This is a genomic window from Ruegeria hyattellae, assembly GCF_041537925.1.
In the GTDB taxonomy this organism is placed as follows: Bacteria; Pseudomonadota; Alphaproteobacteria; order Rhodobacterales; family Rhodobacteraceae; genus Ruegeria_C.
This window is the reverse complement of the sequence record NZ_JBGOSH010000019.1, coordinates 37,089-50,190: the sequence shown is the minus strand read 5'-3', so window position 1 is coordinate 50,190 and position 13,102 is coordinate 37,089. Positions and strand designations below refer to the sequence as shown.

General features: G+C 59.8%; 11 protein-coding genes. 5 read left to right on the top strand and 6 right to left on the bottom strand.

The annotated features are described in order from the left end of the window. Positions 1-36 precede the first annotated feature (36 nt). On the bottom strand, positions 37-492 hold the full coding sequence (locus AB1E33_RS27040; protein ID WP_372580329.1) for a tripartite tricarboxylate transporter TctB family protein: 456 nt from the start codon (positions 490-492) through the stop codon (positions 37-39). Beyond that, positions 489-2,000 carry a tripartite tricarboxylate transporter permease gene (locus AB1E33_RS27035; protein ID WP_372580328.1) on the bottom strand — a complete coding sequence of 504 codons (1,512 nt, stop codon included), beginning with the start codon at positions 1,998-2,000 and terminating at the stop codon, positions 489-491. The genes AB1E33_RS27040 and AB1E33_RS27035 overlap by 4 nt, the downstream gene beginning before the upstream one ends. A 112-nt stretch (positions 2,001-2,112) precedes the next feature. Here AB1E33_RS27035 and AB1E33_RS27030 point away from each other — a divergent pair, with 112 nt between their 5' ends. Further along, the gene (locus tag AB1E33_RS27030) at positions 2,113-3,165 is read left to right on the top strand and encodes a LacI family DNA-binding transcriptional regulator (protein ID WP_372580327.1); all 1,053 of its coding nucleotides are present in this window, start codon (positions 2,113-2,115) and stop codon (positions 3,163-3,165) included. A 289-nt stretch (positions 3,166-3,454) separates the two neighbouring features. On the opposite strand, the gene AB1E33_RS27025 is transcribed toward AB1E33_RS27030, so the two are convergent. The 4 genes from AB1E33_RS27025 to AB1E33_RS27010 all read right to left on the bottom strand — a co-directional run bounded on the left by AB1E33_RS27025 (position 3,455) and on the right by AB1E33_RS27010 (position 7,875). Then, positions 3,455-3,955, bottom strand: coding sequence for a hypothetical protein (locus AB1E33_RS27025; protein ID WP_372580326.1), 501 nt, complete (start codon positions 3,953-3,955; stop codon positions 3,455-3,457). 205 nt (positions 3,956-4,160) lie between these two features. Further along, positions 4,161-4,931, bottom strand: coding sequence for an enoyl-CoA hydratase-related protein (locus AB1E33_RS27020; RefSeq protein WP_372580325.1), 771 nt, complete (start codon positions 4,929-4,931; stop codon positions 4,161-4,163). A 2-nt stretch (positions 4,932-4,933) separates the two neighbouring features. Next, entirely contained in the window at positions 4,934-6,247 is a 1,314-nt protein-coding gene (locus AB1E33_RS27015; RefSeq protein WP_372580324.1) for an FNR domain-containing protein, read from the bottom strand. Continuing rightward, positions 6,247-7,875, bottom strand: a complete 1,629-nt coding sequence (locus AB1E33_RS27010) for an amino acid adenylation domain-containing protein (RefSeq protein WP_372580323.1) — start codon at positions 7,873-7,875, stop codon at positions 6,247-6,249. Before AB1E33_RS27010 ends, AB1E33_RS27015 begins: the two co-directional genes overlap by 1 nt. Before the next feature lie 150 nt (positions 7,876-8,025). Here AB1E33_RS27010 and AB1E33_RS27005 point away from each other — a divergent pair, with 150 nt between their 5' ends. The 4 genes from AB1E33_RS27005 (at position 8,026) to AB1E33_RS26990 (ending at position 13,098) form a co-directional block, all read left to right on the top strand. Further along, entirely contained in the window at positions 8,026-8,862 is an 837-nt protein-coding gene (locus AB1E33_RS27005) for a DUF6502 family protein (RefSeq protein ID WP_372580322.1), read from the top strand. Then, the gene (locus tag AB1E33_RS27000) at positions 8,859-9,749 is read left to right on the top strand and encodes a DUF5666 domain-containing protein (RefSeq protein WP_372580321.1); all 891 of its coding nucleotides are present in this window, start codon (positions 8,859-8,861) and stop codon (positions 9,747-9,749) included. The genes AB1E33_RS27005 and AB1E33_RS27000 overlap by 4 nt, the downstream gene beginning before the upstream one ends. 107 nt (positions 9,750-9,856) lie before the next feature. Continuing rightward, on the top strand, positions 9,857-10,882 hold the full coding sequence (locus AB1E33_RS26995) for an ABC transporter substrate-binding protein (protein ID WP_372580320.1): 1,026 nt from the start codon (positions 9,857-9,859) through the stop codon (positions 10,880-10,882). A gap of 2 nt (positions 10,883-10,884) precedes the next feature. Then, the gene (locus AB1E33_RS26990; RefSeq protein ID WP_372580319.1) at positions 10,885-13,098 is read left to right on the top strand and encodes an ABC transporter permease; all 2,214 of its coding nucleotides are present in this window, start codon (positions 10,885-10,887) and stop codon (positions 13,096-13,098) included. Positions 13,099-13,102: the final 4 nt, after the last annotated feature.

The window sequence follows — 13,102 nt, the reverse complement described above, 5'->3', positions numbered from 1 at the left end:
TTCCTCCCTGATTGAGTTCAGCCGTATCGCGCACGGTCAGAACAGAATTTCCTTTGGTGTGTAGACGTTCAGCAGCATGGCAAAGAGCCCGTACATCACCGCCACGAATACGCCCGTGATAATCGCGCGCTTGATCCAGCTTTTGGCCTCGACATGCGGGGCCGGGTCATAGAGCGACAGCAGGATGAAAAAGGCGATAGCGGTTGCCGTGTAGAACCCCAGCGTCTTGGCCGCCCAGAAGACATAGATCAGCATGACGACCAACCCCGGCAGCAGGTTCACGAACATCGTCCGCGATACCCCCGTGCCCACCTTGGACAGGCCCAGCACCGCCTTGCCGAACGTCCACCCCGCCAGCAACACAAAGACCGACGCGATAAGACGCGGGAACAGAAAGGCCTCGGCCGGTTGCTGGGTATAGCTGACCCAGGTCACCCAAAGCCCGACGGCAAACACAATGCCAGACCCGAATATATGCTGAGAGCGGTTCATGCCTGCGCCTCCTCTTTGGTGGTGTAGCGGTGGTGGCGAAGCTCCATCCAGACCGAGTAGGCGACCGAAGCCAGCACCACTGCGATCAGGAACAGGTTCAATCCGCCGGTCAAGAAATAGGCGCTTCTACCGTCAGTCGCGTCGGCGATCATCGAGCCCTGGATAAAGTTCGCCTCGGCGATCGGTCCCAAGATCAAGCCCAGCACCAGCGGTGCGGCAGAGAAGCCAAAGCGCTCAAGAAAGAACATGCCGATGCCGAGACAGGCCATGACATAGACATCCCCCATCGAGCTTTGCACCGAATAGGCACCAAACACAGACAGTGACAGAACGATGGCGGCCATTACCGATTGCGGTACCTGCGCGACGCGCGCTGCAAGGCCGGCAACATAAAGTCCAAAGATGCACATTAGCACCTGCCCGATCAGCATCGAGTTGATGAATGTCCAGGCCACGTCCGGATGATTGTCGAACAGATCCGAGCCCGGGAAGATCCCGTGGATCAGTAAACCGCCCAACAGCACAGCGGCGGTAGGACTGCCGGGGATCGACAGCGTCAGCAGCGGTACAAGCGAGGGGCCGACCATGGCGTTATTAGCGGCTTCCGCGGCAATGACACCTTCGGAATGACCAGTACCGAACTTGTCCTTTTCGGGCGAGAATTTCTTGGTCTGGTCATAGGCGACCAAACCGGCGATCTGACCTCCGACGCCGGGGATCAGGCCAATGATCGAGCCGATCAGGGTACCGATACTCAGTGCCCGAGTGCGACTGAACAGCTCGCGAATGGCGGCAAGGATCGAATGGCGCTGCACTTCGATCACTTCGGCTCCGACATTGCGGCGGCCCTTGGCGAACATGGTCAGCACCTGTGGAATGGCGAAAAGACCGATCAGCGCCGCGATAATGTTGATCCCGCCCCCGAGTGCGGGGTGAAAGATGAACCGCTGCGCTCCCATAATGTCGTCAAAGCCGATCGTGGCCAGCCAGAGCCCGATACACCCCGACAAAAGTCCCTTGACCACGGATGACGAATCCAGCGTTCCGATCACCGTGACGCCCAGTATGGCCAGCCAGAACAGGTGCGAAGGGCCAAAGGCTAGCGCCCATTTTGCCAGAACCGGGGTCAGAAAGATCAGCAGCAGAACGCCAAAGATGCCTCCGACTGCCGAGGCCAGGAACGATAGTTGCAGCGCGCGTGCGCCCTGCCCTTGCTTGGCCATGGTGTGCCCGTCCAGCGTGGTGGCAATATTGGCCGGTGCGCCGGGGATCTTGAGCAGAATGGCACTCACAGCGCCCCCCGCAACAGTCGAGGTATAGGCCGCCCCCAACAGGATCAGCCCCTGAACCGCCTCAAGCTGGAATGTGAACGGGATCAGCAGGGCCACAGCCATCGTGGGCGACAAACCCGGCGTCGCGCCCAGGATCAAGCCACCAACCGTGCCGCCAAGCAGCAGCATAAACGATAGCGGCGAGAACACGTCTCCGAAGTAATAAATGAATTCCATCCGGGGCCTCCCACCCTCAAAGTCCTGCTTTACCTTTTGTTGACAATCTAGGTTAGGCGATGAAAATAGTATTGCAAATGTTTTCATAAAATCAGTCACGGGCGAGGATATTATGGCGAACTTTCAAAAAGGTAAGGTGGATATCGTGGCGGTTGCAAAGGCCGCAAAAGTGTCTGCATCCACGGTGTCGCGCACCTTCAACCACCCCGATCTGGTGAATCCGGCGACTCGCAAGAAGATAAATCGTGCGGTGCAGAAACTCGGCTATATCCGCAACCGCGCAGCCCAGACCATGCATGGCAAACGCTCAGGCACAATCGGACTGGTTGTCCCCACCATCAACCACGCCATCTTTGCCGAAGTCATACAGGCGTTCTCGGACTCCATCGACAAGGCCGGGTTTAGCCTGCTGCTGGCCTCTCACGGCTACAACCTGGACCGCGAATACGCCATGGTCCGCAAGTTGCTGGAACACCGCGTCGATGGGGTGGCGCTGGTCGGGTTGGAGCATTCCGAGGCCACGATCCGATTGATCGAACAGCAGGGCATTCCCGCTTTGGAGATCTGGAATTACGCCGAAACGTCAGAGCTTCCTTGTGTTGGCGCGGACAACCACCAGGCCGGGCGCATGGCGGCAGAGCATCTGCTGGCTCTGGGTCACCGCGACATCGGTCTGATCTTTCCCGACACAATAGGTAATGACCGCGCGAGCCATCGCCTGTCCGCCGTTCTTGAAGCCCTCGGCAGCCGTAACATCACAGTGCCCGATCACCGCAAGACCGAGGCGCCTTACAGCGTGTCGCAGGCAAAACAAGCGACACTGGACCTGCTGGACCAGCGCCCCCATCCTACCGCGTTGCTCTGTGGCAATGACGTCATCGCGCAGGGCGCGCTTTTTGCGACCCAGAAACTCCGGCTGAGAGTTCCCGATGATCTTTCCATAATCGGCATCGGAGATTTCAAGGGTTCGGTGGATGTCGAACCCGGCCTGACCACGATCCGGATTCCGGCGGAAACCATCGGAAAGCTCGCGGGTGAAAGGTTCACAGATTACATAACGTCAGACGAACCGACAAATTTCAGTGTCTGTTGCGAGCTGAAATGCATCGTTCGGGGCACAACAGGCAAAACACCAATGCAACCTGGCGCTTTGCGAAATACCTGAAACGGTCTGAACGCGGCGTGATTGTCCGACGGCATTCATCCGCCCCACTTATTGATAGCCGCAAAATTCCGATCCAGTATTCAAAAATCATCCTGACATAGTACCCTTCAGCAGGAAGATGGTTTCCTGTGGTTGGTCTTCTGGCCGATGCGCCCTAGTTTCTTCATCCTGGCGGCAGTCATGAACTGGTAATGCTGACGGTCGGGGCGGCAGTCCTGATAGCACCTGGTCTCGAATTAAGAATTGTTGATCGACCGCGACTGGATCAGTCATCGCGTGAAGGAACTCATCAATTGATCGAACTCGACCTCTGACACTTCGACGGTTCCGATTTCGATGGCTTTTGTGACATTTTCACGGAGCGGTTCTGACGAATTCGCCCATGTACCTGGCAAGTCGAACCGGGTACGCCGATGGTGTGAAACACGTGATCGGACAGCAAGGCCCCGCTGTGACAATAAACACACCCGGCCTTGCCACAGAATAGCTGCATCCCGGCCTCTGTCCTTTTCGGCAGCGGCGCTCTGGTGAGGCACGCATCGAAGGGGCTGCCGTTTGACCAAAATGCCCCTGTCTGAAATACCGCGAACGGTTCTCCGCCATGCCTGAAGCGGATGTCGTCAGATGTCTTGATGGCGTCAAAATGTGAAACGAACCGATCTGCATAAACCGGCGTTTCAACCAAACGCTTCGCCAGGATGCCACAGACAACGCGCGGTTGATTGTCAAACACCGCGTCGGCGACCGCGTTTTTGCCTGATTGTCCGGCCATCTCGATTTCCGACAGCAACGGGAACATCGCTTGTGCCGAAAGTGCGCTGTTGATCCCTGCCGGCAGGTCCTCGCCCGCTGGATTACGCAAACGGTTCGGGTATCGTGGTTTCTTGCGACAGTAAATGTTTCACCGCGCCGACGACAATACGCGCATACGCCGCGCCCACGAGTTGTTGCGCGCAAAAGGGAAAGCTCGATTTCTTAACCCATCGCCGTTGCACTCAGTCTTGATGAAATCGTGGTGACCGTTTTTCTAGAAACGCCGCCATGCCCTCTTTCTGCGCGGGTAATCCGTAAAGCGCGTGATACATTTGCCGTTCATAGCGCAGCCCGGTTTCCAGCGTGCTTTGGTCGGCCATGTTCACGCAGGCGCGGGCCATTTGGGTGATGTCCGGAGCGTAGTCCGCGATCGCCTGCGCAGTTTCCATCGCGGTCTCCGACAACGCAACCGAGGCTACGACACGGCTGACCAGACCCATTTGCAGCGCCTCCTGCGCGTCGATCATGCGCCCGGTCAGGATCAGGTCCATCGCGCGGGCACGCCCGATTAGCCGGGTCAGGCGCTGGGTGCCGCCGATGCCCGGTATGCAGCCGATCTTAATCTCGGGCTGGCCGAACCTAGCGGTTTCTGACGCCAGAATGATGTCGCACATCAAGGCCACCTCACAGCCGCCGCCCAGTGCATAGCCGCTGACTGCGGCCAGCTTGGGCAGGCGGAGTGCGGCGAACCTGTCCCAGCCCGCAAAGAAGTCACTGGCCTGCATGCTGGGATAGGTCTGCACTGCCAACTCGCCGATATCGGCCCCGGCAGCGAATGCCCGATCATTGCCGGCCAGGATCAGGCAGCCGATGTCGGGATCAGCATCGAACGCGGTTGCGGCGGCCAGCACCTCCTCCATCACCTGCGTATTGAGCGCGTTGAGCTGGGCGGGTCGGCTGAAGCGGATCGTGGCGACCCGCCCCTCGGTTTCGGTCAGGATGGTGTCATACATGCTCAGCTGTCCCAGATCGCGCCATAGGCGGGGATGCCCAGGCTTTCCATGTCGTGAACCACCTTGCGCGTCAGTTTCTGGTTTGAGATCACGATGACCGCCTCGGCGCCGATGTCGCGTACCGCCTGCAAGGCCAGTGCCGACAGGTTCGGTTTGCCTTGAGTGTCGGTGTCCCAGATTATCGGGGCGTCAGTATGGGCCTCGATCTCATCCATCAGCGCTTCGCCATAGGTCTTGCGCGGGTTGCGGGTGGACCAGATCAGCCGGTTCGGAACCTCTCCGGCCAGCAGATGCGGCAGGATCGGCCCGATGCCGGACCCGGTCCCGACGTAGACGACCTTTGTAAACAGCACCTCGATCCGCGCCACGCCCGACGTGGTGATGCCCTTGACCCAGACCTTGTCCGGCGGCGTGTCAATGAACCGCCCGGTCCAGTCGCCTGCCCGGCTGATGGCCAACCGATAGCCCGGTTCCCCGGGCGCCGGGATATTGGCAAATGAATGGTATTCGCCAAACGGCGTTTGGCTGATCGCGTTCGAGCTGCCGGGAAACGGCGTATCGCCATAGTCGAACCGCGCGATCACCGCGTGGTTCGAGGGTTTGACGATGTCCACATCGACCCGCTTCAGGTTCAGCCAGGGTGACAGGATCGACAGGGTGATCAGGCACAGCATCCAAAAGGCCGGGCTGTGCAACAGATGGCCGCCCATATCCCGCGTGATCGACACGGTCTGCGCCCAGAACAGACCCAGCACAGTCCAACCGACGAAGCGGTGGATTTTCTCGAATGCATTGTGAAACCGGGCCCGGATCGGGCCAAGGGCAGAGATCACCATCAGGGTCATCAATGCCACCATGGCCCCGCTCAACCCGAGCGACAGGTCCGACGGCAAAACGGCACCGCTCAAACGGTTCCACACCATGGCATAGAGCAGAAACCCGAACCAGATGGTGCCAGCAACGGTGCCTCCAGAATGCAGGCCGCCGAAATGGAAGACCTTGCCCGCGCCCCATCGTATCCACAGCGGCCAAGAGGTCGGCACGCGGGTCGCCAGCCAGAACAGGGCGTTCACCACGCGCTGCTGCCGGATCAGGATACCGAGGCTCAGGTTGATCAGTGCCATGTCCGCGATAGGGCTGAGCGCGTACACACCATCGGCGACCCATCGACCCTCGCGCAGCCCCATCGCAAATACCCCCAGATTCACCACCGCGACCAGTATCGCCAGCCGACGATACTCCATCATTGCGGGATGCCGGGTGAACCGCCGCCAGTTCAGGGCGCGAGATTCCAGATTTGTCGTGTGCGTCGTCATCAGTTCAGCTCCGTCCCGGTTTCGACGATCTCGGTCCGCGCCAGCGTCAGTAGCAGCATCTTGTCCAGCTTTCCGCGCGGCGTACGGGGCAGAACATCCATCGGCAACACCATGGTTGGAGTGCAGTAATAAGGCAGGCGGTCGGCAACCGATTGCGCCGCCCGTTTCGGGCAGGCCGTGGCGGGCGAAATGAAGCTGACCAGATTGCGCGGATCAAATTGCAACGTCACTGCCTGTTGGCAGCATGGCGACGCTTCGAGCGCGCCAGACACACTGTCCAATTCGACCCGGAATCCGCGCACCTTGACCAAATCGTCGACGCGCCCGAAATGCTCCAGCTCACCTGTCGTGGTCCAGCGGCCCAGATCGCGAGTGCGGAACATCATGTGGCCGGGGCGGAACGGATCGGGGCGATAGCGCTCGGCCGTCAGGTCGGGATTGGCCAGGTAGCCTGCAGTCACGCAATCGCCACCGGCCCACATCTCGCCTTTGTGGCCGATCGGCAGCGGGCGCAGGTTCTCGTCCAGTATATAGACCGTGTTGTTAGGGGTCGGGCGGCCGATCGACAGGACCGGCTTGTCGGGATGATGCGGCTCGGCGGTGTTGATGATCGTGGTCTCGGTCGGGCCGCAGGAATTGTAGAAGGTACAGAAAGAGGCCCAGCGATCAGCCAGCGGGCGCGGACAGGGCTCTCCGGCCACAGCGGCCACTTTGACCTGCTGGCAGCGGGTGTGGTCGAGCGCGTTCAGGATCGAGGGCGTGGCGATCAGCACATCGACCTGTTCCGCAGTTTCCTGAATGGAGGTACCGCGAATGACCAGCGTAGCGCCATTGGACAGCGCGCCCAATGTTTCCCACGCGGCCATGTCAAAGGCGATGGACAGGATCTGCCCGACGCTTAGACCGGGTCGCATGCCTAGATCACCAGGCGCGGTCAGCAGGATATTGGCCAGGTTGGCATGGGTAACCTGAACGCCGTTGGGCTTGCCGGTTGTGCCCGACGTGAACAGGATCATTGCCAGATCATCGGGTCGGGCGTGATGTTCGACGCCGCCCGGATCACCGGCATCAAGCATCGGATCGAATATCACCGTGTCGATGCTAATCAGGGTCTGATCAACTGCAATCGGGAGCTGATCGGCCAGTTCACTGAGGCTGAGCAAAACCTTCGCACCGGTCATATCCGCCACATGGCGCAGTGTTTCGGTCGGCGCCACGCCAACATGTTGCGGCACATAAGCTGCGCCCAGCTTCATCGCGGCAACGATGCCGACCACCATTTCAATCGAACGGTGCAGAAACAGGCATACCGAATCGCCACGTCTCACACCATGAGCGCGCAGAACGCTCGCCAACCGGTTGGATGCTGCGTCCAACGCCGCATAGCTGAGCTTGTGGCCCCCGCAATCAACCGCGACCACATCGGGGTAGCGGCGCATCTGAATCCGGATCGCGGCGGCGATGGTCGGATGGCGCGGCGCCTTTTGCGGCCCCCAGCCAAAGGCGCGGAACCGTTTTCGGTCCAACGCGGTGAGGCAGGATAGGGCCTCCGCCTGATCGTCTTGGGCGGGATCGGAAGGGGACAGGGGGCGGAGATCTTTCAAAGGCGTGACAGCAGAGTATTGCATGGCGTATTCCTTTCGGAGTGGGAGTCACGCCATCGTAATAATGGGAAAATTTCCCATTTTAGTTCACAACCGGTCACAAACCGGTCACAAAAGCGTTGAATTCCTCAACGCCGATCAATGTTATGTGCAGCTAAGGTTAACCAGTATCCCATGTCGACCCAGCCCAAACCACCTCTTGAAACAGCATTGGCCGCATTGCTTGAGCCTTTGGCGCAGGCGATGGTCGCGCATGGAGTGACGCTCGGCACGGCAACGGAGGCATTGAAGAAGGCCTTGCTCTCTGCCGCCGAGGACAGTTCAGACCAGCCGCTCAGCGACAGCCGTGCCAGTTTGCTGACCGGTTTGCACCGCAAGGATGTCAAACGGTTGCGCGATCAAGAGGGTGGCACACCTGAAAAACGCAGTAGCAGCGCTGCGGCGCTGGTGATCAGCCATTGGGCAACGTCACCGGATTACCAGAACATGTCAGGCGCGCCGCGAGATCTGCACCGAAAGGGCGATCAGGACGGTCCGGGGTTTGACGATCTGGTCCGACTGGCCCGTATCGACATGGCGCCGGGAACCGTCCTGAACATGTTGCTCGATCAAAGTATCGTCGAAATTACCCCAAAAGGCCGGTTGCACCTTTTGACCCATGCGTTCCTGCCTTCAGGCGGGGGTGCCGAACAAGTTGCCGCATATCAGGCGACGCTGTCGGCTCATCTGATGGCGGCGACCCAAAACCTGCTTGCCGAGCCCGGAGATGCGCGGAATTTTGACCGCGCCGTGCGCTATTCGCACCTGTCGCTTGAATCGGTCGCGCAGCTGCGGCAAACCTCGGAGGAACGAGCGCAGGCGCTGTTACAAGATATCAATGCGCTGGCCCGAACATTGCAGGACCGCGACCAGGATGGCGATCCCCGAGGCCGCTTCGTTATTGGCGCCTATGTCTTGCCGTCACCGCCTGGCGAGGCGGACGAAGACCCGGAAGAGGGCGACACAAAATGACCACGTTCTCCCGCGCGATTGCGGTGACCCTGGCGATCTGGCTTTGCGCACCTGCTGGCGCGCAAGACGGTGAAGAGCGGGAGGGCGGGATCATCGGGACCGGCATTGTCGGCACCATCACCCAACTTGGCAGCGTCTTCGTGAATAATTTGCGCATCGAGGTCTCGGATGGAATGCAGGTGGTCGGGTCTGTTCCGGCCATGACCGCCGCAGATCTCCGCCCGGGCCACACCGTCGCGATCATCACCGAGCGTCAAGATGACGGCTGGCATGCCCGACATATCCGCAAGGTGTTGCCTGTTGTGGGCAAGGTGACAGCGCTCGGCGACGGGGAAATCGCCGTTTTGGGCACCCGAGTTGATCTTGGCGGTCAATCGACGGATCTGCGCGTCGGGGACTGGGTCGCGGTCAGTGGGTTGTGGCAGGAACAAAGGGTGCGGGCGTCGCGGATCGAGCGCCTAGCCGGCACCGCCCACCGGGCCCGGCTGAGTGGCACCTATCTGGGCCCCGACCCGACCGGCAACACGGTGATCGGCGGCAGCCTTGTCAGCGGAATAGACCCGCAGCATCTGCAACCGGGTGATCTGGTGCGGGTCTATGGCCAGCCGACCCCGGACGGGATCGAAGCGCTTCGGCTGGAAACCGGTCTGTTCGACGAAACCGTCGGCCTAATTCAGGTTCAGGGTTATTACTCGCGCCCGCAACCCGACGGGCTTTACACGGTTCTGGGCAGCGGACTGGTCTCGTATACGGATCGCCCGGAGATGATCAGCCCGGATGACCGCGTGATCCGATGCGGCCAACAAGGCCGGCTGCGTGTTGAGCAAGCCACAGGCGCGGCCGAAACCGAACAGGTCGCGCATCTGCTGACCGAATTGAGCTGTTGACCCGGACCGACCCGATTTTGTTTGCCAGAGCCGGAATCCCCTCATAGGCTCGCGGTATAATACTGTTACAAATCTGTTACAAAGCAGATTGCTCTGGGAGGGTTCAAATGACTTCGTTGAAGACACTGGCGGGTGCGTCCGCGCTTGCCTTCGTTGCTGCGGCGGGTGCCGCGCAGGCCGAAAAGCTGACATTCTATTGCTCGGCGCAGGAAGACTGGTGCCAGCTTATGGCGAACAGCTTTCAGGACGCCACCGGGATCGACGTGGCGATGACGCGGAAGTCCTCGGGCGAAACCTTTGCCCAGATCAAGGCCGAAAGCGCCAACCCCAAAGGCGATGTCTGGTGGGGCGGCACCGGCGACCCGCATCTGCAGGCCGCCGAAGAAGGGCTGACAGCGGAATACTTGTCGCCGATGCGGGATCAGCTGCATCCCTGGGCCATCGCGCAGGCAGAAAGTGCCGGCAACAAGACAATCGGGATTTATTCCGGCGCGCTTGGATATGGCTTTAACTCGGACCTGCTGGCGGCCAACAACCTGCCGGAACCGGCCTGTTGGAAGGACCTGTTAAAGCCTGAATATAAAGGTCATGTGCAGATGGCGAACCCGAACTCGTCGGGTACCGCCTACACGACGCTGGCCACAATGATGCAGCTGTTTGGGGAAGACGAAGGCTTTGATTTCATGAAAGGCCTGCACAAGAACATCAACCAATACACCAAGTCCGGCTCGGCTCCGATCAAGGCGGCAGGTCGCGGGGAAAACACGGTCGGCATCGTCTTCATGCATGATGCGGTCAAGCAGGCCGTATCAGGTTTCCCCGTGAAGGTTGTCGCACCATGCGAGGGCACCGGGTACGAGATCGGTTCGATGTCGATCATCGACGGTGCACGCAACATGGACGAGGCCAAGAAGTTCTATGACTGGGCGCTCAGCCCCGAGGCACAGAACCTTGCCTTGCAGGTGAACGCGTTCCAGGTGCCGTCAAATCAGGGCGCGGAAACCTCGTCTTCGGCCCCGGACATGTCGCAGATCAAGCTGATCGATTACGACTTCAAAAAATATGGCTCGTCCGACGAGCGCAAGCGCCTGCTGAAAAAATGGGATGACGAGGTGTCGACCCTACCGCAATAAACATGCGCGAACTGACTTCCGAGAAAACGACCCATCCGGTTCTGCTCTTCTGGATCATTGCCGGATGGGTCGGGTTTTTCCTCCTCCCCTGGTACGGGGTGGAGGAGTTTTTTTCGTTCGAATGGCTGATTGACGGCTATCCGTTCGACCCTGATTATGCACCGGCCGGGTTTCTGATTACGCAGGGTGAAAAGCTCTGGCTCGCGCCCATGGTGCTGGCCCTGATTGCGCCGCTGGCGGTGCTCAGGAAACGCAAGATCGACCCGATCTATGCCAAGGTGCTGATCATCGCGGGGGCGTTCGGTTTCGGGTGGATGATCCTGCAGGGCTTTGCAATCGGCATCCGCGGCTGGAACTTCGAATGGGCTGCGGCGCTGTTCGGGGATCTGGGTGATCGTCAGTTTGGAATGGGCTATGGCGCGCTGATCTGCGCCTCGGCCTTCCTGTTTCTGTTCACCCAAGGCATCGCGGCGCGCGGGGCCATCAACGGGGACGTTTTTGTCGTCAGCGCCATCGGCGGCGTGATCGTCATCGTGACCGCCTTTGTATTCTTCCCGATTGCCAAGATGCTTACCGCCGCGTTCATAACGGATGACGGAGGCTATTCGGCGGGTGTGTTCTTGTCGAAATTCTTTGACGACCGTCTCTGGGGGTTGGGATGCCTGTCGGGCGGGCGTTGCGGGGCAGCGTTGAATTCGCTGTTCCTTGCGGTTCTGGTGGGCTTCATTACCACTGTTCTGGGACTAATTTTCGCGCTGGTCGTCACGCGCTCGGGCTTTCGCTATAAACGCGCATTGCGCGCCTTGACGGTCCTTCCCATCATCACCCCGCCTTTTGTAATTGGCCTCGCGCTGATCCTGCTGTTTGGCCTCTCGGGCTCGGTCACCGTGTTCATTGCGGATGTCTTTGGCGTTCAGCCGACCCGCTGGCTTTATGGTCTGCCAGGGGTTCTCATTGCACAGACGCTTGCCTTTACGCCGATCGCATTTCTGGTACTGATCGGCGTGGTCGAGGGGGTCTCGCCGTCGATGGAAGAGGCGGCGCAGACCCTGCGAGCCAGCAAATGGCAGGTGTTCAAGACAGTCTCACTGCCACTGATGCGGCCCGGTCTTGCCAACGCCTTCTTGCTGGGCTTCATCGAAAGCATGGCCGATTTCGGCAACCCGCTGGTTCTGGGCGGCAATTTCGACGTGCTTTCGACCGAGATTTTCTTTGCCATCGTCGGTGCGCAATATGATCAGGGCAAGGCGGCGGTGCTGGCGATGGTGCTGCTGTGCTTCACGCTTGGCGCGTTTTATGCGCAGCGGTTCTGGCTGGGCAAGAAAAGCTACACCACCGTGTCGGGCAAGGGCGACAGCGGCGTTCACCCGCATATGCCGCGTGCGTTGTCGGTGCCGGTTTTGACGCTTGCGATGGTCTGGGCCGGGTTTACCGCAATCGTCTATGTCATGATCTTCTACGGCTCGGTGGTCGAGCTGTGGGGTGTCAACAACACGCTGACCTTCAAGCACTACGTCACCGCTTTTTCCTTCCGCCTCGAAGATGGCGGCATCCGCTGGTCGGGGGCGGCTTGGGACAGTTTCTGGACCACGCTCAAGATCGCCGCGATCGCTGCACCTCTGACCGCCATTGTCGGCCTGATCACCGCTTATCTGCTGACACGGCAATCCTTTGCGGGCAAGAACGCGTTCGAGTTCGGGACCATGCTCAGCTTTGCCATCCCCGGCACCGTGATCGGCGTCAGCTATATCCTCGCCTTCAATGTTCCGCCCATCGAGATTACCGGCACCGGTATCATCCTTGTCGTCAGCTTTATCTTCCGCAACATGCCGGTCGGTGTCCGGGCAGGGATTGCCTCGATGTCGCAATTGGACAAATCGCTAGACGAGTCGTCACTGACGCTCGGCGCAAACTCGTGGCAGACCTTCCGCCGGGTCATCCTGCCCTTGCTCAGGCCCGCAATTCTGGCCGCGCTGGTCTATAGCTTCGTGCGGGCGATGACGGCAATCTCGGCGGTGATCTTTCTGGTCTCGGCGGAATATGACATGGCCACCAGCTATATCATCGGGAGGGTCGAGAATAACGACTATGGTCTTGCCATCGCCTATTCCACCACCCTGATTTTCGTGATGCTCAGCGTTGTGGCGCTGATGCAGGTCATCGTAGGGCGCACCGAGATCGGCCGCCGCATGACCCAGTCACGCAGCAACGTATAAGGAC